The organism is Streptomyces sp. N35 (genome assembly GCF_016464295.1).
GTDB lineage: Bacteria > Actinomycetota > Actinomycetes > Streptomycetales > Streptomycetaceae > Streptomyces.
Genome location: NZ_JAEIMH010000110.1, coordinates 1 through 25,125, shown reverse-complemented (window position 1 = coordinate 25,125; position 25,125 = coordinate 1). Strand labels below are relative to the sequence as shown.

The following is a 25,125-nucleotide window of genomic DNA, read 5'->3' as shown; positions in this document are numbered from 1 at the left end:
GTACGCGAACGTGAACACGATGGCCAGCTCGCGGCACTCGATGCGCCACGGCCAACCATGCACGAGCTCGTAAGGCATGTCCCGTAACCCCTGGTCAGGGGTGAGACGATCCTGGTGTGACAGGGCGGACGCCGTCCTGATTGTGGACGGAACCCTGGTGCCCAATCCGGAGCCCTTGGCGAGTGTCCCGGATCCTGGAAGGGGCGTGAGGAATGGGTGTTGATGTAGCGCTGATGCAGGTGACGCATCGGGGGACGAGCCCGAAGAAGCGTCGGCTGACCACGGTGGAATACGTGCAGGACGGGGCGGACCTGTTCTCCGGCCTGTGCGTGAACAGCAGTCTGCCGATGCTCAACCGCGTGGACCCGTACCGCACCCAGATCCTTACGTCGGTGGACATGCCACAGTTCATCTCCGAGGTCGACGCCACCAGCGAACTGGTGAAGGGGCAGCAGGAGCGGGACATCCTGGCGGAGATCCGCGAGCTGGCCGAGCGATGCGCGGAAGCCGCGAGCCTGGAACTCCACCTGCAGGGCGACTAAGGGTTGCTCCATAGCGGCCGACCTTGGATGAGATGATCTTGGTGTGGCTGGTGTGATCACGGCGTCGGAGCCGTCTTGGATAGGTCCGTTCAGCAGGCTGAGCCCGCGCTGCTTCGGCAAGTTGGTAACCGCCGTGCAGCGCGAGACCGCTGCCGGGCTCCAGCGGGGGCGACCTTGAAGGCTGCCGCTGGAGGACCGCATTCTGCTGGTCGCGGCGTACTGGCGAACGAACTTGACGATGCGCCAGATCGCTCCGCTGTTCGGCGTCTCGAAGTCGGCCGCGGACCGGATCATCGACCACCTCGGGCCGCTGCTCGCACTCCAGCCCCGCAAGCGGTTGCGCAGGGACACCGTGCTGATCGTGGACGGCACCCTTGTGCCCACCCGCGACCACACGGTGGCCGAGCAGCGGAGGACCTACCGCTATTCCGGGGCCCTTCGGGTGGGGACCGACGCCGCCGGCCGCCTGGTCGTCGTGGTCGGCCGGCCCCTGCCCGGCAATCGGCACGACTCCCGCGGCTGGAAGGAATCCGGCGCCAAGGCCGCCGTCGGGAAGACGATGACCATCGCCGACGGCGGCTATCAGGGCACCGGCCTGGTCATCCCGCACCGGCGACGCAAGGGCGAAGAGCTCCCGCCCTGGAAGGAGGGACACAACCGAAGCCACAAGCAGGTTCGCGCCCGAGTCGAGCACACCTTCGCCCGTATGAAGAGCTGGAAGATCCTGCGCGACTGCCGACTCAGAGGCGACGGAGTTCACCACGCCATGCTCGGCATCGCCCGCCTGCACAACCTCACCCTCGCCGGATAGAACGGCGGATCGAACAGCGCCTGACCTGGCTCGATTTGGGTTCGAAGATCGATTACGGGACAAGCCTTAGGCGCGGCCTTCAAGCCGTTCCTTCAGGAGCTGGTGGCTCTTCGGCGCGCCTTTCGCCGCCATGCGACGCACCATCGGCGCCAAGGGCGCGGCCAGCCCGCGGCCGTCGAAGTCCAGACCGAACGTCACCCGGCAGCGGCCGGCGTCGAGAGGTTCGACGGAGACGGTCGCGTTCGGGCGGACCGGCCTGTCCACACCCCGCGCGGCCCAGAAACGCGGTGGCTCGTTGTAGGTGATCTCTTGCGTCATGCTGCGTTCGGATCCCCCGATCTTCCGGACTGTGGTGTAGCGCGACCCCACCTCGCGGTCCTCGATGTTCACCTTGACCACGTCCCGCTGCCACTCCGGGAACGTCGCCGGGTTCGTGGCGTACTCGAACACCTCGTCCGCCGGCCGGTCGATCTCGATCGTGTTCTCGCTCGCTGCCATGGCTCCTCCCGGGGCCTCCGCGTTCCTGCGGCCTTTAATTCATCGTACGGTGAATATCTGGCAGGCAGCGTGGAACGTCAAGCGGCACAGACGCGGGGATTTCCTTGCGGCGGCCAGTACGCGGGCCGAGGACGCACCGCCCTGCCTCGAGCGGTCAGGACTCCGCGGAGGGAGTGCTCTCCGTGGCCGTGGTGGCCTTCCTGCGGTACGCCACCACGCCGAGCACCGCGAGCAGGAGCGCGATCACCGCGGCCACGCCCAGGGCCGTGTGTTCGGTGAAGAGCTTGCCGAGGACCTTGAGGGCGCCGATGCCGGCGCTCGCATAGAGCAGCGCCCAGGCGGCTCCGCCGAGAAAGAGGGCGGGGAGGTAATGCCTCAGGGGCATCCGCATGGTGCCGGCGAGGAAGTTGGCGGCGGTCTGGAAGCCGATGGTCAGGAACGAGACGGCGACCACCGGTGCGCCCCACCGCTGGATCGCCCGTTCGGCGCGCTGGAACCGGGCCGAGGCCAGCCGCTCGGCGAAGCGGCCGCGCCGGGCTCCCGCTCCGGCGAGGCGGCCCACGGCGAAGGTCCCGCCGGCGCGGAACAGTACGAGGACGTACAGACCTGCGGCAGTGAGCAGGATCTCCCCCACGATGGCCCGCCCTCGCTTCTGTCTGTCGTCGCTGTCCAGGACCGTCAGCTTAGGCGAACGCCTGTGCCACAGGACGCCTGGCCTGCACTGCAGCGCTCCGGCCGCACGCACGCGGCGAGGACCAGGGTACGGATCCACGAGCCCGCCCGACCGGCACGCCCGCGTATCACCCGGTGAACCGCCTGAAGCCAGTCGGTTCCCTGCACGACTGGTGACCCACCTGTGCCGCCGGCGAGCGAAGCCGCCACCCCTCACCGCTCGCCACCTTCCACGCACGCTTCCCGCGGGTGCGTACGTCTCACTTGCGTATGTACTTGCAGATGTACGTGCAGGCGTTCTTGCAGGCGTTCTTGCAGGCGTACTTGCAGGCGTACTTGCAGATGTACGAACACGGGCCCACCATGACTGCGGCACGCCCTTCAAGTCCCCCTGCTCATAAGGGAGTTCCGTTGCCCACGACGCATGCCCAGACCCGCCTGCGCACGGCCGTCCGCGGCTACTTCACCAGCACCCGTCACGAACAGTTACGCGAGGACGTGCGCGGATTCGCCGAACTCGAGATACGGCCGCGGATCGCGGCGATGGAATCCGCCCGCACCGTCCAGCACGAGCTGTCCCGCCAGATCGCGCGCCAAGGCTGGATAGGCGCGACCATCCCGGCCACGTACGGCGGAATGGGTGCCGGACACCTCGCCAAGACGATCATCATCGAGGAGCTGTCGCGGGTCAGTGGCGCGATGGGCGCGATGGCGCAGGCGTCCCAGCTCGGGGTCGCGAAGATCCTGCACTTCGGCAACGAGGCGCAGAAGGCGAGGTGGCTGCCCGCCATCGCCGCGGGTGGGTGTCTGCCGACGATCGCGGTGACCGAACCCGAATCCGGTGGGCACGTCCTCGGTATGGCCGCCAGTGCCGTACGCGACGGCGACAGCTATGTGCTCACCGGCCGCAAGGTGTTCGTCGGCAACAGCCATGTCGGCGACCTGCACGGCGTCGTCGCCCGCACCGGACCCGGCTCCGGCGGACTCACCGCGTTCCTCGTCGAGGCCGACCGGCCCGGCTGCACCTCCGTCGCCGAACAACCCACCCTGGGGCTGCACGGGTTCAGCTTCGGCGAACTCGTCTTCGACCACTGCCGGATCCCCGCCGGGAACCGGCTCGGCGCGGAGGGCGACGGACTCGCCGTCGCCTACTCCTCCAGCGTCCTGTACGGGCGGGCGAATCTGACGGCCGTATCCCTGGGGATTCATCAGGCGCTCGTCGAGGAGACCAGCCGGTTCGCCGCCGAGCGGGAACGTTACGGCAAGCCCCTCCACCACCTGCCGAACGTCAAGATCAAGATCGGGCAGATGCAGTCCCGCCTGATGACCGCACGCCTCGCCGCCTACCACGCCGCCCACCTGCTCGACCAAGGGCAGCCGTGCGACGCCGAGTTGATGAACGCGAAGGTGGTGAATGTGGAATCCGCGCTGGACACGGCGCGCAACGCCATGGAGATCCATGCCGCCGCGGGGCTGTTCACGGACCGGCCGATCGAGCGCTACCTCCGCGACGCCCACCACATCTACGCCCCCGCCGGCACCAGCGACATCCAGCACCTCCGGCTTGCGGAGTTCGCGCTCGGCACGGCACGGAGCAACTGGTCCACGCAGCTCGCCCCGCACACCACCATCCACTGACACACACGGGCACGCCCTGAACCGCGAGCCCACCTCGCCCTGAGCGCCCCTGCGTTCAGTGGCGCCCCACGCCCCACGCCCCACGCCTCGCGCCCCACGCCTCACGCCTCACGCCCCGAGCAGCGCCCGCCCCCGCCCCGTCAGGCGGTGGTGGACCTGCTGTCCGGAGCGCGAGCTCTGCACAAGGCCGGCCTCTCTGAGGATCTTCAGGTGGCCGCTCACCGACGAGTCGGGCATCGAGAGGCGGGCGGCGAGGGCGCCGGTGGTCGTGGTGTTCTCGAGGGCGGTCAGGACACGGGCCCGGTTCGTGCCAAGGAGCGGGGCGAGATGCGGCGCCGGCGGCGGCGCGCTCCCGCGGTGCGGGAGCGGATAGACCACCACCGGCGGCAGCCGCGGGTCGACGATCGCGACCGGTGTGGTGTGGCAGAAGTACGAGGGGATGAGGCGCAGTCCGCGTCCCCGCAGGCGCAGGACATGGTCGTGCGGGTAGGGCGCGCTGAGCACCGGGTCCTGCCAGGTGAACGCGGGCAGCGAGGCGAGCAGCGCCCCCAGGCCGCCGTCGAAGGCGTCGAGGCGCAGGGCGCGCTCGGCGGCGACGGCGCTGTGCACCTCGCTCCAGTCGGGGATGATCAGGCGGGTGTGGAAGTCCCTTACGGCGTCGGCCACTTGGCCGAGCAGACCCCGGTCGCCCGCGGCCAGACGCCGGGTCCAGGCGGGCAGGTTCCGGTGATGGGCGGCCACCCGCAACTCACCCGCGAGGCGCGCCGCCGAGGTGGCGCGGAGGGCATCGAGGCCGGCGGCGAGCCCGTCCTCGGACTCGACGGGCGTGAGGAAGTCCGGCCAGTACGCGGCGTCGGGTGGCGCCAGGTCGGCGAGCAGCCGGCAGGTGCGGCGCAGTTCGGTACCGGTCCTGTGCCGGGCACGCCGGCGCCAGGGCCGCAGCCGCACGGGCACCCGATGCCCGGGGGAGGTCAGCACATGGAGGGCGAGGATCGCCTCCCAGATCGGGTCGGGTGCCTTCGCGAACTGCACATGAAGGAAGTCCCTGTCGCTGAAGTGGATGCGCAGCGTTCCTGCCACACCGGTCATTAGCGGGGCCGGACGCTCTTCCCGCAAGGCCCCGTGCGGCTCTTGTGCCCAGGGGGCCACCTGGAGTTTTCGACTGTGCCGGGAATCCCTCGCGGCGCGACGGCATCCGGGGCCCTACGCTGCGGTGCCCGTGGCGCGTGCCCCGTACGTCCCCGCCGCGCGCCGCGCGTTCACCTCCTGGATCTCGTGCACGATCAAGGGAAGGAACCCGGATGCGACCCCACATCGCTGTCCGCCATACCCGCCGCCGCCCCATACGTCTGCTCGGCGCGCTCGCCGCCCTGGCCGCCCTGTCGGTGCAGGCCTGGCCGGCGGGTGCGGCCGAGCCCCCGCGCGGCGAGACACCGACCACCTGGAGCCCCGACCTGTCCGTGATCGACACGGATGATGTCGACGTACGGTACGGATCAGGGCAGTTGAGAGTCGCGCAGCATCCGTCGGGTCCGGCGTCCGTACGTACGCGCGCGGCCGCCCAGGGCAGCCTGGTCCTGGCCGAGAAGCGCCTGGACCGCAGCGTGGACCGTGTCCGCGCCCGGCTCGACGCCGAGGTGCCGCGCGGTGCGGAGGTCGCCGTCGACGTACGGGGCCGCTCGGACGGACGCGGCTGGAGCGAATGGCACACCGCGTCCGCGGGCGGCGGCTCGGTCCGGCTTCCGTACGCGGTCGACACCGTGCAGGTCCGGTTGACACTGCGCGGCGCCGAAACGGCCGTACGCGAGGTCGAGTTGACCGCCGACACAGCACCGGAGCAGAGCCGGCACACGGCGGCCTCCCCGGTGAAGTACCGCCTGTTCGCCACCCGGGAGGGACTGGTCGGCGGCACCACGGCGAACGGCCATGTGATCCGGCCCAACGACCACTTCGTGGCGCTGCCCTCGCGCCGCGGCCTGTCGCCCAAGGGCACGTGGGACTACTCGGTCCAGGTCTGCGGGCCCGCCCGCTGCGAGACCGCACCCGTCTGGGATGTCGGCCCCTGGAACACCAAGGACGACTACTGGAACCCGTCCGGCGAACGGGAGATGTGGCGTGATCTGCCGCAGGGCACCCCCGAGGCCCAGGCCGCCTACCAGAGCGGCTACAACGGCGGACGCGACGAGTTCGGCCGCCGCGTCGCCAACCCGGCCGGCATCGACCTGGCCGACGGCACCTTCTACAACGTGGGCCTGAACGACAACGGCTGGGTCGACGTGACCTTCCTGTGGACCGGCGACCAGACCGGCGCGACCTTCCCGACCTGGGGCACCGACGTCGCCGTACGCCAGGCGTCGACCACCTCGTCCGCCGTCGTCGCCCGACTCCCCGGACCGACCCAGGTGCGCGTCAGCTGCCAGGAGCGCGGCGAGACCGTGACGTACGAAGGCCACACCAACGACGCCTGGTCCTACCTGCCGGACTACGACGGCTATGTCTCCAACATCTTCATCGACGTCGCCGAGGCCTGGCTGCCCGGCGTGCCCGAGTGCTGAACTCCCTGACTCACCGGGCGACTTCGCACTCCCCGAACCTCCGCCGAACCTCGCATCCCCCGACCCTCCGTCGAACCTCGCGCTCCCCGACCCTCCGTCGAACCTCGCGCTCCCCGTACCTCCGTCGAACCTCGCACTCCCCATCCCCCGGATCACTTCGAGGAGACCCCCATGTCCCCCAGACAGCGGCTGCTCGTGCTCGCCGCCCTGCTGCTCGCGCTGCTCGGCCTGACCACACCGGCCCAGGCCGACGAGTCCGGTGCCGCGGCCGCGCCCAACTTCAAGGCCCCCTACCCGTGCGGCCAGCAGTGGACGTACAGCCATCACGGCGCCGAAGTGCGCCGGGCGCTGGACTTCATACGCTCCGACGGCGGCTCGACGGCGGGCACCCCGACCCTCGCCTCGGCGGCCGGCACCGCGTACCGCTACTACCAGGCGGGCGGCGCGGGGAACTACATCGTGATCGACCACGGCTCGGGCTGGAAGACGTACTACTTCCACCTCGCCTCGTTCTCCGTCGCGAACGGCGCCGGGGTGGCCCAGGGCCAGGAGATCGGCATCACCGGCTCCACCGGCAACTCCTCGGGTGCGCACATCCATTACGAGCAGCTGCTCAACGGGGTCGGCCAGGACATCCGGATCAACGGGTCCCCGCTGGCGTATCCCGGTTCGTACCACCAGTACTACCTGACCAGTGACAACTGCGGCGGTGGCAGCAGCAACTTCCGCACCTGGGGCTCGGACGTCGCCGTGCGCGCGGACGCCTATCTCAGCTCGGCGCTCGTCACCCGGCTCGGCGGCCCGACCGCCGTGTACGTCGAGTGCCAGAAGCAAGGCGACACCGTCAACGCCGAGGGCTACAGCAACAACTGGTGGAGCAGGCTGCGGGACCAGCGCGGCTTCGTCTCCAACATCTACATCGACCATCCGGACGCCAAGCTCCCCGGCGTACCTGACTGCTGAGGCAACCGCGAGAGTGGGCGCGGCGACCGCGGTGGTGTCCACCGCTGCCTCGGTCGCCGCGCCCCGGCGCTCCGTCCGAAGAACGCTGCCGGTGCCCTCCCGGCAGACATACCGCCACGTACAGCAGACGCCTCACGCGCCTGATCGTCCGCATGGAATGGACTCCCTCCCTCGCCGGCCCGTCGGCCTCCCCGGCCGAGCCCCCCTTCGGTGCCCCGGCAAGAGCGCCCTCACCGGGACCAAGGTCCCGCAGGGGCGGACTTCCGGCCCTCCCTCGACACCTCCGCTCCGGTCCGTCCTCTTCACTCCTCGACGAGCAAACCTCGGCGCAGGCGCGCCAGGGTCTTCGAGATGAGCCGGGACACGTGCATCTGGGAGATGCCCAGGGACGCACCGATCTCGGACTGGGTCATCTCCTGGCCGAAGCGCATCTCGATGATGCGGCGTTCGCGGTCGTCGAGGCCGGCGAGGAGAGGAGCCAGGGCATGGAGATGTTCGAAGGTTTCGAAGGACGGGTCCGACGCGCCGATGATGTCGGCGAGGGGACGGCCGGAGTCTCTGCCGCCGCCGTCCCCGGCGTCCTCCGGGGTGTCGAGGGATTCGGCCACATAGCCGTTGGCGGCCACGATGCCTTCCACCGCGTCTTCTTCGGTGACGCCCAGGTCCTCGGCGAGTTCCCTGACGGTGGGGTCGCGGCCGAGTTCGGCTGCCATGCGCTCCCGGGATTTCGTCAGGTCGAGACGGAGCTCCTGGAGCCTGCGCGGTACGTGCACGGCCCAGCTGGTGTCGCGGAAGTAGCGCTTGATCTCGCCGAGGATCCATGGGACGGCGAACGAGATGAACTCGACGCCCCGGTTCACATCGAACCGGTCGATGGCTTTGATCAAGGCCACGGTCCCGACCTGGACGATGTCCTCGAGCTGCCCGTTGCCGTGGTTGCGGTAACGGCCCGCGACGTAGTGCACCAGGGAGATGTTCATCTCGATCAGGGTGTTGCGCGTGTACAGATGCTCGGGCGAGCCGGCCTCGAGCTGGTTCAGCTGCTCGAAGAACAGTTTCGTCAGTTCCCGCGCGTCTCTCGGCGCGACCTGGTCGGCCCGGTCGATCCCCGGCGGCAGCCCGATACCTGCCGCACGCGCTGTCGGCCCCGGTTCGACGGTTCGACGCACGCCGAGCCGTCCACCGCTCAGCGCCTTGTACCTCCTTCCCTCCTGTGCCGGCGTGGACGACTCAACCTGCGACAACGGCGGGACCAACTGCCTCACACCTCCCCGCGGCCGGCACCGTGCGCCGGCGGCTCAGCTGCCTCCGATCGATCCGACGGGTGGCTCTCCCCATGCCCTCTCCTCACTCGCGACCCGATTCCTGCGGCGGGAGAGTCGTTCCGCAGTCGCAAGCACCCATACCGGGACCTTCCTCACCGGCTGCACAAGCCGAAAGTCCCTCATTTTCCAGGCGGAAGCCCCGGAACCCATGGCACAGACGTCCAAAGCAGCGCGGTGTACGCGACGCCCGCACCCGACTCTCCCCCCGCCTCGACGCCGGCACCGGACCGGAGTGCGTGGCTCCGGATTGTCAGTGGCGGGCGCGAGAATGGGGACCATGACGACGACTTCTGCCGTACTCGTTGACGCCGCCGCCTACGCCGAAGCGGTCGAGACCGCGAAGAAGGCCGCCGCCGCGTACTACGCGGGCGGCGACAGCGCCCTGGACGACGACAGTTACGACCGCCTGGTCCGGGGCATCGAGGCGTACGAGAAGGAGCACCCGGACGAGGTGCTCCCCGGCTCACCGACCGGAAAGGTCGCGGGCGGCGCCGCGGTGGGGGATGTGCCGCACACGGTGCCGATGCTGTCGCTCGACAACGTCTTCTCGGCCGAGCAGCTCAGCGGCTGGGCCGCATCCCTGGAGCGCCGCATCGGGCGCCCCGTCGAGCAGTGGAGCGTGGAGCCCAAGCTCGACGGGCTCGCGATCGCCGCGCGCTATGTCGACGGCCGGCTGACCCGGCTGATCACCCGTGGCGACGGCACCGCGGGCGAGGACGTCTCGCACGGCATCGACAGCATCGAGGGCCTGCCGGCGCGACTCGCGCAGCCGTCCACCATGGAGCTGCGCGGCGAAGTCCTCATGACGACCGCCCAGTTCGAAGCGGCCAACGAGGTGCGCACCGCGCACGGCGGCGAGCCCTTCGCCAACGCCCGCAGCGCCTCGGCCGGCAGCCTGCGCGCCAAGGACCGCCCGTACAAGGTCCGGATGCTGTTCTTCGGCTACGGCGCGATTCCCACCCCGGACACCGACGAGGTGCTTGCCGAGGAGCTGCGTACGCTCCCCCACAGCGAGCTCATGGCCCGTGTCCGTGCACTCGGTGTGCACACGGCCGACGACACCGAGGTGCCGGGCCGCGCGGTCAGCACGGTCGAGCAGGTGCAGCAGCGGATCGAGGAGATCGGTGCTCTCCGTGCCGAGCTGCCCTTCGGCATCGACGGCATCGTCATCAAGGCCGACCTCGCGGCCGACCAGCAGGACGCGGGATTCGGTACGCGTGCGCCACGCTGGGCGATCGCCTACAAGCTGCCGGCCGTCGAGAAGATCACCCGGCTCGTCGGCGTCGAGTGGAACGTGGGGCGCACCGGCGTCATCGCGCCCCGCGCCGAGCTCGAGCCGGTCGAGATCGACGGCTCCACCGTCACGTATGCCACGTTACACAACCCCGCCGACATCACCCGTCGCGATCTGCGCATCGGCGACCAGGTCATGGTCTACAAGGCGGGCGACATCATCCCGCGCATCGAGGCCCCGGTCGCCCATCTGCGGACCGGCGAGGAACGGCCCATCGAGTTCCCCGAGGTGTGCCCGCAGTGCGGCTCCGGCATCGACACCAGCGAGCAGCGCTGGCGCTGTGAGCGCGGCCGCAACTGCCATCTGGTCGCCTCGCTGAGTTACGCGGCCGGGCGCGACCAGTTCGACATCGAGGGCCTGGGCGCCTCGCGCATCGTGCAGCTCGTCGACGCGGAGCTCGTCGCCGACCTCGCGGACCTGTTCACGCTCACCCGTGACCAGCTGCTCGGGCTCGATCGGATGGGCCCGACGAGCACCGACAACCTCCTCGCGGCGATCGAGCGGGCCAAGGCACAGCCGTTGTCGCGCGTCCTGTGCGCGCTCGGGGTGCGCGGCACGGGCCGGTCCATGTCCCGGCGTATCGCCCGGCACTTCGCCACGATGGACGCGATCCGCGGCGCCGACGAGGAGGCGATCCAGAGCGTCGAGGGCATCGGTCCGGAGAAGTCACCGGTGATCGTCGCAGAGCTCGCGGAGCTCGCCCCGGTGATCGACAAGCTGGTGAACGCCGGGGTGAACATGACCGAGCCCGGCGCGACAGCGCCGGACGCGGCGGACGGGGAGTCCGAAGCCGGCCCTCTGGACGGCATGACGGTCGTCGTCACGGGAGCGATGACGGGCGCCCTGGAATCCCTCAGCCGCAACCAGATGAACGAACTCGTGGAGCGCGCGGGCGGCAAGTCCTCCTCCAGCGTCTCCAAGCGCACCTCGCTGGTGGTGGCCGGCGAAGGCGCGGGCTCCAAGCGGACCAAGGCGGAGGAGCTCGGCATCCGGCTTGCCACACCTGACGAGTTCGCGGACATGGTGGGGCATCTGCTGAGCTGACCGGCGCCGTGGCGGGGGTTCAGGGGGATGCGGCGGGACGCCGACGTACGGCGAGCAAGGCGATGTCGTCGTCGGTGTCCCTGCTGTAGTGCTGCAGCAGGGCGTCGCGCAAGGTGTCCGGGGCGCAGGCGGTGTGGGTGGTGCGCTCGCGCAGGTCCTCCAGGGAGTCGGCGAGGTCGACGCGGGGACGCTCGATCAGGCCGTCGGTGACCATCAGCAGCACCTGTCCGGGCTCGAGGCGGGCCACGGTGGCGGGCTTGTGGTCCAGATTCAAGCCCAACAGCGGTCCGTGGACGGGGAGATACTCCGCTTGGCCGCCGGGCGAGACGACCAGGGGCGGGAGGTGCCCGGCGTTGGCGATGTCCATGGCGCCGGTGAGCGGATCGAGGACGGCCAGGCACATGGTCGCGGTGATCTCGGGGTGGAAGTGCGCGAGAAGGCGGTCCATCAACTGGAGGATGTGGTGCGGCTCGTGGCCTTCGAGGGCGTAGGCGCGCAGGACGTGACGCAGTTCCACCATGACCGTGGCCGCGGCCAGGGAGTGCCCGGCCACGTCGCCCACGGCCAGCAGCACCCCGCGCTCGACGGCGAAGGCAGCGTAGAAGTCCCCGCCGAGCTCCGAGCGGTCCATCGCCGGCACATAGCCCACCGCGAGTTCGACGCCCTCCAAGGCGGCCAGCTTCCGCGGCGGAGGCAGGAACGCGTGCTGCAGTTCGAAGGCGAACCGGCGTTCATCCCGCGCGACTCTCGCCTCGCGCGCCGCGAGCAGCACCATGGAGACCGTGGCCAGCAGCTCCTCCGGTGCGACCGGGGAGGCGAGATAGGCGCTGCCTCCCGCTTCAAGACCTTGGACGCGGTCGCGTGTGTCGTTGGCTTCCGCCGAGACATGGACCACCGGGATACGGGGCAGTTTGGGGTCGGCGGCCATCTGCCGCGCCAGTTCGAAGCCGCTCACCTCGGGCAGCCGTACGTCGATGATCGCCATCTCCGGCACGGGATCGGATCGGTGCAAGACCCTCAACGCCTCGGGGCCCGACGCCGCCTCCACCACTCCGTAGCCGGCTCGGCGCAGCACACTGCCGACGGCAAACCGGTTCGGCTCATGGTCATCAACCACCAGGATCGTGGCCTCTGGGCCCGTACCGGATTCCGTTTCTGTCACGCGCGGAAAATACGGTGCCACCGCGCGCGCACACAAGACCTTCACCACTCGTGTGGGTGACCTCGCCGCCGCAGCGGGCCGACGCAAGGGCTCCGACGCTGGTCAGTCGCGTCGGAACGCACCGCTGCGAAGGCGAGCCCCTGATCGCACCGGGACAGCATGCAAGGGCCCGCCTCGGGTCGCTCTCAACTCCCGCCAAGAGGCGACCACTTCCAGCCCCACCGACTGAGCTGGCAGCCAGTCACTTGCCACATGGCGCTTGCCCTGGAGGGGAGTTGCGGCATGTACGCCTGCGGCGTGCGGCCGGCGCTCATACCCGGCCGCTCGTCCATCCTGACACCGGTCGGCCACAATGCTCCCCTTCGAACCCGGCTGACAAGGAACGACCTGTGCATCAGTCCCTGGCCCCCTCCGTGGCCGACGCTCTCGCTTCCGTCTCCGTCACCGCGAACGACGTCGTGGAGTGCACATCCCTGACGGGAGGCACCTACAACGTACTGATGCGGGTGGTTCTGCGGGACGGACGACGCTGGATCGTCAAGCGTCCGCCGTCCGGCGACGGTACGTCCGCGCTCTCCTACGAGCACGATCTGCTGCGCGCCGAGAGCGTCTACTACCGGGCCGCGGCCGACATACCCCAGGTCCCGGTGCCACGGTTGGTGCACGCGGCGCTTGACGGTGACCCGCCGATGGTGCCCTGCCTCGTCATGACGGAATGCCCCGGCAGCCCATGGCACCAGGTCGACGCCCAGCTGGAGCCTTCCGAAAGGACGCAATTGCGCCGGGAGTTGGGCAGCATCGTCGCCCGGCTGCATGCCACGACCGGGGAGGGGTTCGGTTACCCGGCCCAACCGTTCGGACCTCCGGCGGCCACCTGGCGCGAAGCCTTCACCGACATGATGCGGGCGGTCCTGGACGACGCCCAGCGCTATGACGCACCACTCCCGAGGCCCGTGGCGGACCTGCGCAAGGTGTTCGCATCGGCGGCCGGCGTCCTGGACGAGGTCACCCGGCCCGCGCTCGTGCACTTCGACCTGTGGCAGGGAAATCTGCTGATCGACGGCGAGCCCGGTGCACGCACCATCAGTGGGGTCATCGACGGGGAGCGCATGTTCTGGGGCGACCCGGTCGCCGAATTCGTCTCGCTCTCCCTGTTCGACGACATCGAGCGGGACGCGGCTTTCCTGACCGGCTACGCACAGGCCGGCGGGCAGGCGGAGTTCACCGACTCCGTACGGCTGCGCCTGAATCTGTACCGCTGCTACCTGTATCTGATCATGCTGGCCGAGACGGTTCCGCGCGGCTACTCGCGCGAGCAGCGGGCCTGGGCTTGGCAGCACGCGGGCAGCAGCTTGACGAAGGCAGTTGACGCGGTGGAGGCGGCCTCGGGGAGCAGCCCGTGATCGCAAAGCCGCCCGGGCGGCGCTCTCCTGCCTACGCAACAGTTCCTGATGGGCGGAGTCGACAGCAGCCTCACATGCGCGCTCTCAGCACATCGACCTCGCAGCCCGGTGTGAACGGGTCGAAGCCGTGCTCGATCAGCCAACGGATCGCGAGCAGGCTGCGCAGCGACCACCACGCGTGGATCACATTGAGGTCGACGTCACGTCCGTAGCCGTCGACCAGGTCGCCGAGGTGCTCCTCGTGTCCGAGCGCCAGGGTGGCGAGGTCGTACAGAGCATCACCCCGGCCGGCCTCGGACCAGTCGATGATGCCGGTGACCTCGTCGCCGTCGACGAACACATGGGCGACCTGCAGGTCGCCGTGGGTGAACGCGGGAGTCCATGGGCGGAGTGCGGCTTCGGCGACCTGAAGGTTGCGGGCGACCAGGTCGGCGGGCAGGACGCCGTTCGTGACGAGCCAGGCGCATTCTTCCGCCAGCTCCGCCCTCAACTCGTCGACGCCCCTGCCTGCCCGGCCCGGCCAGGGCGGCAACGGCCCGTCGTGCAACGCCCGGAGGGCGGCGCCCGCGGCGGGCCACGCCGCCGGCGGTGGGGGCGGCGGCTCGCCGAGGCGGGCGAGCGCCGCTCCGGGGAGCGCCGCGATCGCGAGCACCGGCGGCTTGTGCCACAGGACCTCGGGGGTCGGGACCGGCGCCAGAGCCAGCGCTTCGACCTCGACGTCCCTACGAGCCTGATCGGCGTCCACTTTCAGGAACACGTCGCCGACCCGCAGGGTCGCGCGCTCGGAATGCGCGACGACGACCTCGACCTCATCCATGGCGACCAGCATCCCGGACGACCGTCCATGGCACCGGGATTATTGGCCTGATCCGGACGACCGTCCGCGGCGCCGGGATCACCGGCCCGACCCGCACGACCGTCCGCGGAGCCAGGGCTGTCGACCTGATCGACGTGCGGCCTGCCTCGATGTCATCACCCGGGCGATGTCGGCCGTGAACGCTCCGTCTGCCGAGTCGCATCAGCGTTCGGGGCGTCGGCCTCCTTTCCGTGCAGGTCGACCTCGGTGACGTTGCCCGGGTCGCCGGCGCAGACGGCGTAGACGGTGTGACCGCTGCCCGGGGTGACGACCGTGGTGCCGGTCAGGGTGTGGCCGTCCTGCTTCGTGGGGGTGAGGTCCACGGGCTCGACGGGCGTGTGCGCGGTGGTGCCGTCACCGACGAGCTGTCCCTCCGCCCGGCCGCCCATGGACGGATCGGAGCACCCGGTCAGGGTGATGGTCACGGTTTCCCCGGGGCGCGCGGTGGTGGGCGACACGGTCACGGAAGCAGAGGGGGTGGGGGCGCAGGCGACCGTGCCCGCGAGCGCGGCGGTCAGAACCAGGGGGATCAGCACGGCAGTTCTCCGTCAGAGGCAGGGGTTCACGGGGTGGCGGGGCGCTTTGAGGGCTGGGAGGGAGGTCGCCTGTTCCGGCACGAGTCCGCTGGGATTTCCGGTGACGCGTTCGATGCCGCGGTGGGCGATCCTGCCGACGATGTTCGCGGCGGGTTGGATCTCCTCGCGCGCACTGATGTGCGTGGTCGTCGCCTCGTGCGTCGGGGCGGGCGCAGGCGTGGCGAACGCGGGAAGCGTGGGCGCGGTGGTCGCCGCCAGGGCGCCGGCCACGATGATCAGGGCTCGGATGCGCACGCGTGCGGGCATGAGCGGACGGCCTTTCGGAGTGGTACGCGGGGCCGGTGAAGGGCCCGCCGGTGCTTCTCCGGACCGGCGGGCCCTTCACCACGGTGGAAGCCGACGTCAGACGTCAGGCCGCGGGGTTGAGCTGGACCTGGCCGGGGTCGGTCGTGGGGGTGACCGGGGCCGGGGCCGGCTTCTTGTCCGGCTTCGGCGCGGTGTCGGCGTCGGGCTTCGGCTGCTGGTCGCTGTCCGGGACCGGCTGCGGCTTCGGCGCGGTGTCGGCGTCGGGCTGCGGCTGCGGTTGCGGCTGCGGCTTCGGCTGCTGGTCGTTGTCCGGGACCGGCTGCGGGTCGATCGGGTCCGGCTCGGGGGTGCGCTCCGGCTTCGGCTCGGGAGCCGGCTGCGGTGCTCCGGAGTCGTCGACCCAGGAGGTCAGCAGGCCGTCCGGGGACAGCACCACATGCAGACCGTTGTTCTCGCCCGAAGCGGCGCGGCCGTTGGCGTCGAGGGTGCCGATGCTCGCCGCGCCGGGGCCGCTGGAGACGACGGCCTGCCAGTGGTTGGCGGACAGCTTGTAGACCCGGGCCATGGAGCCGTCGGCGAGCGTGTCGTTGCGGACGTGCTCACGCTTTTCCGGGTTCGGCTTCGGCTTCGGCTTGGGCTTCGGGTTGGGCTTGGCACGGTCGACCCAGGAGCTGACCTGTCCGGTCTTGGTGAGCTTGACGTGCAGGCCGTTCAGGTTGGCGTCGGCGGTCTTGCCGAAGGCGTTGACCGTGGCGATCTTCTTGCCGTTGAACAGGATGTCGGCCTGGAAGCAGTTCTTGCCGAGCTTGTACACCTTGGCGGTGTGGCCCTTGGAGGCGAGCTTGACCGTCTTGGTGAAGACACGCTTGCCGTGGGCGGTGGCCTCGGCGTCGGTGGGGGCGGCGGTGAAGACCTGCGCGCCGTCCGTCTCGGTGACGACGGTTCCGGTCGCGGTCGTGGTGTCGGCCTGGTCGGCCATGGCGCCGGTGGCGGTGTACGCCCCGATTCCGATGGCCGTCGCGGCGGTGGCGGCGATGATGCTGGTACGCAGGGTGCGGGAGGTCATACGCATGGTGAAAAGGGGCCCTTTCGGGTCGCGGTTTCAGGATGTGATGGCCGCCCGGTTCCAGTTCCCCTCCGGCGACATCTACGAAGCTACGCACCCGATGTGAAAGCCATCCATAAGGGATGTAACAGGTGAAACCCTCCTGTATCTCAGTTCCTTTACATGATCCCTACTCGCGCGTAGCAAGGCGCCCTGCCCGGCAGAATCCAGCGGGCAGGGCGCTGATCACAGACCTCGCGATGGTGCCGGAAGACCAAATCCGGCCCGTGGAAGGCTCAGCCTTCGGCCGCCCGGCGGCGGATCACCCAGTACGTGGCGCCGAGCGAACCAGCGACCAGGAGCCCACCCGTGATCATCGCGGTGCCCGATTCTCCGAAGCTGCCGCCGACGCCACCGTGGACCCCGTGGGGGGTGGCGTTGCGGGACACGGTGAAGGACGCCGACCACTGACCGCCGCCCGGGCAGTTCCCGTCGACGCCCCACTGTGAGGTGGCGCCGACCCCGTTGGGGCCGGAGCCGGTGAAGTGGGAGGCGGGGGCGATCCGGGCGGTGCCTTGGTACCGACCACCCGAACCGGGCGCTCCGCCGGAGCCGACGAGGTGCAGCGTGGCCGTGCCCGAGGCGAACGCCTGGCTGTTGGCGGTGATCGTGGACGGCGATTGGCTGGTCTGCGTGAACGCGCACTCGACGTTGACGGTGACCGTGCCGCCGGGCGAGACGGTGCGGGGCGTCACGTCCGCGGACTCGGCCCAGGCGGCGGGGGCCGCCGCGAGCACGCCCGCGACAGTGAGGGCGGATGCGGCGAGAACGCGGGCGGTGCGCATGACGGAACTCCTCGGATACCGGGACGGGGCGCTTCGTTGCGCCTCTGCCGTCATGCAAGTCGGCAGCCGGCGACCTCGCCTGCGGCAAGGCCCCATTCGCAGTACGTGCGCCGCCGCACGGGTGAGAAGCCCCATGCCGGACTCGTCTTGCCCCGACCGCTCAGCGCGACCTGAGCGTCACCGGCACGTTGGGGCAGCCCTGCGCCACCTCGGTGAGCTTCACCGCCTCCAGGAAGTCAACCGTCAAGCCCCAGCGCAGCTTTGTGAGCACCCAGTCCGTGATGTACGCACAGCGGGAGGCCTCATAAGGCGGCAGCCAGCCGGCTGGATCCCGGCCCGCCTTCTCCTTGTGCGTCTCTGCCGAGACCGCGGTCAGAGTCGCCTGCCCGGCGAGATCGTTCGCGTACGCCTGTCGCTTGTCCGCGTCCCAGGCGTACGCACCTGACGCCCAGGCCTCCTCGAGCGGCACGACGTGCTCGACGACGAGCTGCCGGGTCGGATCGCCCGTCACCGGCCGGTCGTCGTACCACGAGTACCACTGCCCGGATGCGATCACGCACCCCTCATCGACCTGCACCGGACCGACCGCCTCAGCTCTGAGGACCTCGGCACGGGTGTCGCAGCCGTCGAAGTCCGCGTCCGCCCAACGCCCGAACGCGCTCCGCTCGAAGCCGGTCCCGTGAACGGACATCACCCCCAGCAGCTGCACCGCCTTGCGGAGTTGCACACGCGGCACCGGATCCGCCGCTGCCTCCGCCGTCGGACCCGCGGTCGCCGGGGACCACACACCCGCCAGAGCCAGCAGCGCGAGAGCGGTACACCACAACCGGAAAGTTCTGATCATCCGCCCCGTCTATCCGACCCGACCACGCCGGCACCACGGACGACACGGCCGCGTACCCCTAATCGACGCGCCATGCGCCCACCCGGACGACAGAATCCGCGGACCCCGGGCGGCCTTCCCGCCTCATCGGGCGCGGCATCAGCACATATCGTCGGCGTATCGAAATCCGCATACCCTCCGGCAACATCACGCTGCTTTGACTGAGGGCATGTCGTACAGCGAACCAGCACGCACCGCGCCCCGGATTCCGTCGAACGCGCCCACGGAACATGCCGATGCGAAGGTGAGGGGCCTGTGAGCCGGACTGCGCGTCAGCGGGTGGACGCGGGTGCGGGGCTGAGTGTGTGGGCGATCACGGCCGCCGAGTACGCGGCGTTCGTGCGGGCGCAGCCGTCGGTCAGTTTTCTGCAGACGCCGGCGTGGGGCCGGGTCAAGACCGAGTGGCGCAGCGAGTATCTCGGGTGGTTCGACGGCGGACAGCTGGTCGGTGCCGGGCTGGTGCTGCACCGACCGGTGCCGCGACTTGACCGCTACACGCTGGCGTATCTGCCGCAAGGCCCGGTCATCGACTGGAGCGGCGAGATCGAGGCGTGGCTCGCCCCGCTGGCGGTCCATCTGAAGGCGCATGGCGCGTTTGCGATACGTCTCGGTCCGCCGGTGCGTACCGCGGTGTGGAGCGCCGCCCAGGTCAAGGAGGGTATCGCCGACCCTCGCCGCAAACGGCTCACGGACATGGCGAGCCTGACGGACGACCCGGTCGGGGCCCACGTGACCGCGCACCTGCGGAATGCAGGCTGGCTGCCGCAGAGTCCGGAGGACGGGTTCGGGGCCGGGCAGCCGCAGTTCACGTATGAGATGCCGCTGGCCGGCCGGTCCGAGGACGATCTGCTGCGCGGTATGAACCAGCAGTGGCGTCGCAATATCAAGAAGGCTGTCAGGGAAGGGGTCGAGGTCACGGTCGGCGACGTCACCGTCGGCGAGGACCTCAAGGCCTTTCACGACCTCTATGTGCACACGGCCGAGCGCGACCGGTTCACGCCCCGGCCGCTGTCCTACTTCGCCACCATGTTCGCCGAGATGAGCGCGGAGGCGCCCGAGCGGATCAAGCTCTATCAGGCCCGCCACCAGGGCGATCTGGTGGCGGCCACGATCATGGTCCGGGTCGGCGCTCACGCCTGGTACCTGTACGGCGCTTCCTCGACCGCGAAGCGCGAAGTGCGGGGCTCCAACGCCTGTCAGTGGGCGATGATCCGCGACGCGCTGGCGGCGGACTGCGAGATCTACGATCTGCGCGGCATCACGCCCACCCTCGATGCCGACGACCCGCATGTCGGGCTGATCCAGTTCAAGGTCGGCACCGGCGGTCAGGCGGTGCGGTACGCCGGGGAGTGGGATCTGCCGCTGCGGCCGATGGTGTACCGCGCCTTCGATCTGTACATGAGGCGACGCGGGCGCTGAGCCCTGATCCGCCGTCCCCCGAACTACGTGAGGGCTGCGGCGACTTCGTCGAGGCGGGCTCCGCGGGATGCCTTGACCAGGACCACGTCCTCGGCGTCGAGCCGGCCGCGCAGCCAGTCGACAGCGGCGTCGTTGTCGGCCAACGCCACCGCCCGCTCCCCCGCTCCGTCCGCGATCGGCCGCGCGCTCTCGCCGATCACGGCCACCACGTCGGCGCGGGAGGCGGCGTACTCCCCGATGGCGCGGTGCTCCGAAGCGCTGTCGGCGCCGAGTTCGAGCATCTCGCCGAGTACGGCGATGCGGCGCCGGCCGTCGATGGCCGCGAGGGCGTCCAAGGCGGCGCGGGTGGAGTCGGGGTTGGCGTTGTAGGAGTCGTTGAGAAGGGTTGCGCCGCAGCCGAGTTGGCGCGGTTCCATGCGCCAACGCGAGAGCGACGCGGTCGCAAGGGCCGTGGCGACCGCGGGGAGCGGGACGCCTGCTGCCAGACCCACCGCGGCGGCGGCCGAGGCGTTCAGGGCCTGGTGGGCTCCGACGAGCGGCAGGGTCAACGGAGTCGAGGCGTGAGCGGTCCGCAGGGTGCAGGACGGTCTGCCCGACGGGTCGAGAACCTGATGGAGGATGCGTACGTCGGCATGTTCCGCCCGGCCGAAGGTCAGCACCGGGCCTTCGGTGAGCGCGCGCATCGCGGTCACCCGGGGATCGTCCGCGTTGAGGATGGCGGTGCCGCCGGGTGCGAGCCCCCGCACCATCTCGCCCTTGGCCTGCGCGATGGCCGAGCGGGACCCGAACTCGCCCAAGTGGGCCTGCCCGACGTTCAGTACGACGCCGATATCGGGCGCGGCCAGGTCGGTGAGGTGGGCGATGTCACCGATGTGGCGGGCCCCCATCTCCACAACGAGACAGCGGGTGTCCGCGTCCGCGCGCAGCATGGTGAGCGGTACGCCGAGCTCGTTGTTGAGCGAACCGTAGGTGGCGACGGTCGGCGCGGCACTCGAAAGCACCGCCGCGATCAGGTCCTTGGTGCCGGTCTTGCCCTGCGAACCGGTCACGCCCACCACCGGGAGACGGGGACGCAGCGGGGCCAGGACATGGGCGGCGAGCCGCTGCAGCGGGGCCTGGACGTCCGGGAAGACGACCGTGGGCAGCGGCGTGGCCCGGGAGCCGAGAACGGCCGCCGCGCCGGCCCGGCCCGCCGAAGCGGCGTAGTCGTGACCGTCGACGTTCTCGCCGCTGAAGGCGACGAACAGGCCGCCGGGGTCGGCCTGCCGGCTGTCGAGCGTGGCCGGCGCGGTCACCCTCACCTTGCCGTCGCCCTCCACGGTCCCGCCGACCACCTCGGCGATCTCACGCAGGCTGAGCGGGATCATGCCGACGTCCCGGCGTTACGCGGGAGGCCGAGCCGGAGCGGGCCGGCCAAGGGGGCAGGGGCGGTGGCTCGTTCGCTGGAAGTCATGCCTTCAGGCAAAGGGGCACCGTGTTGTCCGCGCGTATGCGAATTTCGATACGCCCACGATATGTGGACGCACACCATGGGAGAATTCGACTCGGTGCGGTTCAAGTCTGCCGCAGGGCAGTGGTCCTGACGCAGCCTCATAGGACGCCCGCATATCGTCCTCGTATCAAAAAGCGCATACGTTGCGGCAACACCGTGTCCCGTTGACTGTCGGCATGACCTACACCGAACCGGTCCGCACAGCGGTCCGCCGCACGCGAGCTCCGGATTCGTCGTTCTCCCGCGCACTGTCGACCACGGGAATCACCGTCTACGGATGCGGGCAGGACGAAGCCGTTCTGTTTCGGGAGTTGGCGCCTGGATTCGGCATCCTTCCCACCCTCACCGAGGCGGCGGTGTCGGAGTCCACTGCTGAACTGGCCCGCGGAAACCGGTCCATCAGCGTCGGCCACAAGACTCCCGTCACCCGGGCGACGCTCGTCGCGCTGCACCGCGTCGGCGTGCGGTACATCTCCACACGCAGCGTCGGTTACAACCACATCGACCTCGCATACGCCGACAGTCTCGGCATATCTGTCGGGAACGTCTGCTACTCCCCCGACAGCGTGGCCGACTACACCCTGATGCTGATGCTGATGGCGATACGTGACGCGAAGTCCACCATCCGCCGTGGCGCCGTTCACGACTACCGGTTGAACGAGGTGCGCGGGAAGGAACTGCGCGATCTGACCGTCGGAGTGATCGGAACGGGGCGTATCGGATCGGCGGTCATGGACCGGCTGCGGGGCTTCGGCTGCCGCATACTCGCCAACTCCCAAGGCCCGCACATCGCGGAGGCATACGTTCCGCTCGATGAACTGCTCCGGCAGAGCGACATCGTGACGCTGCACACTCCGCTGACCGCACAGACACATCACCTTCTCGACCGCCGGCGCATCGAGCGGATGAAACGCGGAGCGTTCATCATCAACACCGGACGAGGGCCGCTGCTCGACACCGAGGCCTTGCTCTCAGGGCTGGAAAGCGGCCGGCTTGCCGGTGCCGCTCTCGATGTCCTCGAAGGCGAGGAAGGGATCTTCTACGCCGACTGCAGGGACAAGGACATCGAGAGCAAAGCACTTCTGCGGCTGCAGGAAATGTCGAATGTTCTCATCACCCCGCACACCGCGTATTACACGGACCACGCACTCAGCGACACAGTCGAGAACTCTCTCGTCAACTGCCTTGAATTCGAAAGCAGGAATCAGCATGGATAAGCTCAGGGTCGGCATCATTTTCGGTGGCTCTTCCGAAGAACACCCGATCTCCGTCAAGTCGGCTCAGGAGGTCGCGAAGAATCTCGATCTCGTGAAGTACGAGCCGTTCTACATCGGCATCACGAAGAGCGGTGCCTGGCTGCTGTGCGAGGGCCCCGACGCACAGTGGGAGACCGGGGACTGCCGTCCTGTCGCGCTGTCGCCGGACCGGACGGTGGGTGGGCTGCTCGTCCTCGACCAGGGAAAATTCGACACGATCAGGTTGGACGTCGTCCTGCCGGTGCTGCACGGCACGCTCGGCGAGGACGGCGCGATGCAGGGCCTGCTCGAACTTTCCGGCATTCCGTACGCGGGCTGCGATGTGCAGAGTTCCGCTCTCTGCATGGACAAGTCCCTTGCGTACACCGTGGCCCGCAGCGCGGGGATAGCCACGCCGAACTTCTGGACCGTCTCGGACAGCGGCGACATCGATCCGGACGGCCTCACCTATCCGGTGTTCGTGAAGCCGGCGCGTTCCGGTTCCTCGTTCGGGGTCAGCAAGGTGTCCGGGAAGGATGAACTGGCGAGCGCGATCGAATCCGCGCGGCAGTACGACGCGAAGGTGCTGATCGAAGAGGCGGTGGTCGGCAGCGAGATCGGTTGCGCCATCTTGGGCGACGGCCCCGAACTGACGGCGGGCGAAGTGGACCGGATCGCCTTGTCCCACGGCTTCTTCCGGATCCATCAGGAATCGGCACCCGAGCAAGGTTCCGACAACTCGACGGCGATCGTCCCCGCCGATATCCCCGCCGCATCCCGCGCTCTCGTCCAGGAGACGGCGAAGTCCGTCTATCGCGCCCTGGGCTGCGGGGGCCTGGCTCGCGTGGACCTGTTCCTCAAGGAGGACGGGACCGTCGTACTCAACGAGGTCAACACCTTTCCCGGAATGACCTCGTACAGCCGCTACCCGCGCATGATGGCCGCGGCGGGCGTACCGCTGTCCGAAGTGATCGACCGGATGGTGGCGTCGGCGATGGCAGGGGGCAGCCGGTGAACGACGATTTCGTGTTCGTCGACGAGCATGTCCCCGGCATTCGCTGGGATGCCAAGTACGCCACCTGGGACAATTTCACCGGCAAGCCGGTGGACGGGTACCGGGCGAATCGCATCGTCGGCACCCGGGCGCTGTGCAGCGCGCTGGAGGAAGCCCAGGCGAGGGCTGAATACCTCGGCTTCGGACTGGTGCTGTGGGACGGCTACCGGCCGCAGCGCGCCGTCGACTGCTTCCTGCGCTGGTCGGAACTGCCCGAGGACGGCCGTACGAAGCCGCGGCACTATCCGAATATCGAGCGCGCCGAGATGTTCGAGAAGGGGTACGTGGCCACCAAGTCCGGGCACAGCCGAGGGAGCACGGTCGATGTGACGCTGTACCACTTGGACACTGGTGAGCTCGCTGCCATGGGCGGCGGCCATGACTTGATGGATTCCCTCTCGCATCATGGCGCCAAGGGCGTCAAGCAGTTCGAAGCGCGGAACCGGCATCTCCTCCATTCCGTCATGGAGGGGTCGGGGTTCAGTGCCTACGACTGCGAGTGGTGGCACTACACACTCAAGGACGAGCCCTACCCCGACACCTATTTCGATTTCCCCATCGCCTGAGAACTCGTTTGCACGCCCGCCGCGACCACTGCTAAGTTCGCGGCGGCCGTGCGAGAGAAACAGGAGGTGGTACCCGTGAACGCTGTAACGACATGGGTGCTCCCCTCCGGGGTCACGGTCGGGCGATAGGTCGTCCGGGAGCGCCGCTCTGAGCCCTCCCGAAAGGCACGACCGTGCACTTCACCTCTGAACAACGCTTCGACGACGGTGTCCTCGAGCGCACCTTCACCCTCGGCGAGATCCCCGGCATCCTGTGGTCGCCCGCGTCCTCGTCCGCTCCCGGACCGGCGCCGCTGATCCTCCTCGGCCACCCTCCGCTCGGACTGCCCAGGATGTACCCCCGCCTGGCGGCGCGGGCCCGCGGTGTCGCGGCCGAGGGCTTCGCCGCGGCCACCATCGAACTCCCCGGCAGCGGTGACCGGCCGCGTTGGCCGGCCGCCGATCAGGCCCGGGCGGACCTGCGCCGGGCGATGGAGGCCGGCGAACCGATCACCGACGAGATCATCGACGCCCTCATCCTCCCGCTCGTCGAGAAGTCGGTCCCGGAATGGCAGGCCGCCCTGGACGCCCTGCTCACCCTGCCCGGGATCGGTGGCCCGGTCGCGTACTCGGGAGGAGTGATCTCCATCGGCGTGCGTCTCGCGGTCGTCGAGCCGCGCATCGTGGCCGCCGGCCTGTTCGCCGGGAGTTTCATCCCGCGCGCCATCCTCGAGGAAGCCCGCCAAGTCACCATTCCGCTCCACGTCCTGTTGCAGTGGGACGACGAAGGGAACGACCGGCAGGCGGCACTGGACCTGTTCGACGCCTTCGGCTCCCAGGAGAAGACGCTGCAGGCCAACATGGGCGGACACACAGGCGTCCCCCCGTTCGCGGGAGAGGACGCGGGCCGGTTCCTCATCCGGCACTTGAAGTGAGGCCGGCCCGCTAGCGGGCCCCGCCAGGACATCGTCGGTCGGAGCGTCCGGCGCCGATCGCGGCGCC

General features: G+C 69.6%; 23 protein-coding genes and 1 pseudogene. 12 read left to right on the top strand and 12 right to left on the bottom strand.

Annotation, left to right across the window (positions count from 1 at the left end; translation table 11 throughout):
• Positions 1-212 precede the first annotated feature (212 nt).
• Both JAO81_RS37425 and JAO81_RS37420 read left to right on the top strand, forming a co-directional pair.
• The gene (locus JAO81_RS37425) at positions 213-542 is read left to right on the top strand and encodes a hypothetical protein (protein WP_199552460.1); all 330 of its coding nucleotides are present in this window, start codon (positions 213-215) and stop codon (positions 540-542) included.
• A gap of 43 nt (positions 543-585) precedes the next feature.
• Positions 586-1,353: pseudogene (locus JAO81_RS37420) on the top strand (transposase).
• A 66-nt stretch (positions 1,354-1,419) separates the two neighbouring features.
• On the opposite strand, the gene JAO81_RS37415 reads toward JAO81_RS37420, so the two are convergent.
• Together JAO81_RS37415 and JAO81_RS37410 are read right to left on the bottom strand one after the other, a co-directional pair.
• Complete coding sequence (locus tag JAO81_RS37415; protein WP_199552459.1) at positions 1,420-1,851, bottom strand: SRPBCC family protein; 432 nt, start codon at positions 1,849-1,851, stop codon at positions 1,420-1,422.
• A gap of 154 nt (positions 1,852-2,005) precedes the next feature.
• Complete coding sequence (locus JAO81_RS37410) at positions 2,006-2,485, bottom strand: DedA family protein (RefSeq protein WP_199552458.1); 480 nt, start codon at positions 2,483-2,485, stop codon at positions 2,006-2,008.
• Between the two features lie 449 nt (positions 2,486-2,934).
• Here JAO81_RS37410 and JAO81_RS37405 point away from each other — a divergent pair, with 449 nt between their 5' ends.
• Positions 2,935-4,161: an acyl-CoA dehydrogenase family protein gene (locus JAO81_RS37405; protein WP_233416473.1), complete on the top strand. Its 1,227-nt coding sequence runs from the start codon at positions 2,935-2,937 to the stop codon at positions 4,159-4,161.
• 108 nt (positions 4,162-4,269) lie between these two features.
• Here JAO81_RS37405 and JAO81_RS37400 read toward each other — a convergent pair whose 3' ends face one another.
• Positions 4,270-5,250, bottom strand: a complete 981-nt coding sequence (locus JAO81_RS37400) for an ArsR/SmtB family transcription factor (protein WP_374194400.1) — start codon at positions 5,248-5,250, stop codon at positions 4,270-4,272.
• A gap of 212 nt (positions 5,251-5,462) precedes the next feature.
• On the opposite strand from JAO81_RS37400, the gene JAO81_RS37395 reads away from it, so the two are divergent.
• Both JAO81_RS37395 and JAO81_RS37390 read left to right on the top strand, forming a co-directional pair.
• Positions 5,463-6,716, top strand: a complete 1,254-nt coding sequence (locus JAO81_RS37395) for an SH3 domain-containing protein (RefSeq protein ID WP_199552455.1) — start codon at positions 5,463-5,465, stop codon at positions 6,714-6,716.
• Between the two features lie 171 nt (positions 6,717-6,887).
• Positions 6,888-7,679 carry a M23 family metallopeptidase gene (locus JAO81_RS37390; RefSeq protein WP_199552454.1) on the top strand — a complete coding sequence of 264 codons (792 nt, stop codon included), beginning with the start codon at positions 6,888-6,890 and terminating at the stop codon, positions 7,677-7,679.
• Between the two features lie 302 nt (positions 7,680-7,981).
• On the opposite strand, the gene JAO81_RS37385 is transcribed toward JAO81_RS37390, so the two are convergent.
• Positions 7,982-8,848, bottom strand: a complete 867-nt coding sequence (locus JAO81_RS37385; RefSeq protein ID WP_199552453.1) for a SigB/SigF/SigG family RNA polymerase sigma factor — start codon at positions 8,846-8,848, stop codon at positions 7,982-7,984.
• A gap of 433 nt (positions 8,849-9,281) precedes the next feature.
• Between JAO81_RS37385 and ligA the strand changes: the two genes are divergently transcribed.
• Complete coding sequence (ligA, locus tag JAO81_RS37380) at positions 9,282-11,342, top strand: NAD-dependent DNA ligase LigA (RefSeq protein WP_374194399.1); 2,061 nt, start codon at positions 9,282-9,284, stop codon at positions 11,340-11,342.
• 19 nt (positions 11,343-11,361) lie between these two features.
• Here the strand turns inward: ligA and JAO81_RS37375 are convergent, their stop codons facing one another.
• Positions 11,362-12,504 (bottom strand): fused response regulator/phosphatase, encoded by a 1,143-nt coding sequence (locus JAO81_RS37375; RefSeq protein ID WP_307814100.1) that lies wholly within the window; start codon positions 12,502-12,504, stop codon positions 11,362-11,364.
• A 389-nt stretch (positions 12,505-12,893) separates the two neighbouring features.
• Between JAO81_RS37375 and JAO81_RS37370 the strand changes: the two genes are divergently transcribed.
• Positions 12,894-13,907, top strand: coding sequence for a phosphotransferase family protein (locus JAO81_RS37370; protein WP_199552451.1), 1,014 nt, complete (start codon positions 12,894-12,896; stop codon positions 13,905-13,907).
• 70 nt (positions 13,908-13,977) lie between these two features.
• Here JAO81_RS37370 and JAO81_RS37365 read toward each other — a convergent pair whose 3' ends face one another.
• The 6 genes from JAO81_RS37365 to JAO81_RS37340 form a co-directional block, all read right to left on the bottom strand.
• On the bottom strand, positions 13,978-14,724 hold the full coding sequence (locus JAO81_RS37365) for a phosphotransferase family protein (protein ID WP_199552450.1): 747 nt from the start codon (positions 14,722-14,724) through the stop codon (positions 13,978-13,980).
• A 155-nt stretch (positions 14,725-14,879) separates the two neighbouring features.
• On the bottom strand, positions 14,880-15,299 hold the full coding sequence (locus JAO81_RS37360; RefSeq protein ID WP_199552449.1) for a hypothetical protein: 420 nt from the start codon (positions 15,297-15,299) through the stop codon (positions 14,880-14,882).
• 12 nt (positions 15,300-15,311) lie between these two features.
• On the bottom strand, positions 15,312-15,605 hold the full coding sequence (locus JAO81_RS37355; RefSeq protein ID WP_199552448.1) for a hypothetical protein: 294 nt from the start codon (positions 15,603-15,605) through the stop codon (positions 15,312-15,314).
• Between the two features lie 103 nt (positions 15,606-15,708).
• Positions 15,709-16,671, bottom strand: a complete 963-nt coding sequence (locus JAO81_RS43515; protein ID WP_199552447.1) for a hypothetical protein — start codon at positions 16,669-16,671, stop codon at positions 15,709-15,711.
• A gap of 275 nt (positions 16,672-16,946) precedes the next feature.
• Complete coding sequence (locus tag JAO81_RS37345) at positions 16,947-17,495, bottom strand: hypothetical protein (RefSeq protein WP_199552446.1); 549 nt, start codon at positions 17,493-17,495, stop codon at positions 16,947-16,949.
• 160 nt (positions 17,496-17,655) lie between these two features.
• Positions 17,656-18,339 carry an HNH endonuclease family protein gene (locus JAO81_RS37340; RefSeq protein ID WP_233416472.1) on the bottom strand — a complete coding sequence of 228 codons (684 nt, stop codon included), beginning with the start codon at positions 18,337-18,339 and terminating at the stop codon, positions 17,656-17,658.
• Positions 18,340-18,633: 294 nt separating this feature from the next.
• On the opposite strand from JAO81_RS37340, the gene JAO81_RS37335 reads away from it, so the two are divergent.
• Positions 18,634-19,797 carry a peptidoglycan bridge formation glycyltransferase FemA/FemB family protein gene (locus JAO81_RS37335; RefSeq protein ID WP_307814096.1) on the top strand — a complete coding sequence of 388 codons (1,164 nt, stop codon included), beginning with the start codon at positions 18,634-18,636 and terminating at the stop codon, positions 19,795-19,797.
• A 23-nt stretch (positions 19,798-19,820) separates the two neighbouring features.
• Here the strand turns inward: JAO81_RS37335 and murF are convergent, their stop codons facing one another.
• The gene (gene murF / locus JAO81_RS37330) at positions 19,821-21,164 is read right to left on the bottom strand and encodes a UDP-N-acetylmuramoyl-tripeptide--D-alanyl-D-alanine ligase (RefSeq protein ID WP_199552445.1); all 1,344 of its coding nucleotides are present in this window, start codon (positions 21,162-21,164) and stop codon (positions 19,821-19,823) included.
• Between the two features lie 373 nt (positions 21,165-21,537).
• Between murF and JAO81_RS37325 the strand changes: the two genes are divergently transcribed.
• The 4 genes from JAO81_RS37325 (at position 21,538) to JAO81_RS37310 (ending at position 25,058) form a co-directional block, all read left to right on the top strand.
• Positions 21,538-22,506 carry a D-isomer specific 2-hydroxyacid dehydrogenase family protein gene (locus tag JAO81_RS37325; protein WP_233416474.1) on the top strand — a complete coding sequence of 323 codons (969 nt, stop codon included), beginning with the start codon at positions 21,538-21,540 and terminating at the stop codon, positions 22,504-22,506.
• On the top strand, positions 22,499-23,539 hold the full coding sequence (gene vanA, locus JAO81_RS37320; RefSeq protein WP_199552443.1) for a D-alanine--(R)-lactate ligase: 1,041 nt from the start codon (positions 22,499-22,501) through the stop codon (positions 23,537-23,539). Before JAO81_RS37325 ends, vanA begins: the two co-directional genes overlap by 8 nt.
• Positions 23,536-24,144: a D-Ala-D-Ala dipeptidase VanX gene (gene vanX, locus JAO81_RS37315; protein ID WP_199552442.1), complete on the top strand. Its 609-nt coding sequence runs from the start codon at positions 23,536-23,538 to the stop codon at positions 24,142-24,144. Before vanA ends, vanX begins: the two co-directional genes overlap by 4 nt.
• Before the next feature lie 173 nt (positions 24,145-24,317).
• Positions 24,318-25,058 (top strand): alpha/beta hydrolase, encoded by a 741-nt coding sequence (locus JAO81_RS37310; protein ID WP_199552441.1) that lies wholly within the window; start codon positions 24,318-24,320, stop codon positions 25,056-25,058.
• The last annotated feature ends 67 nt before the right edge of the window (positions 25,059-25,125 follow it).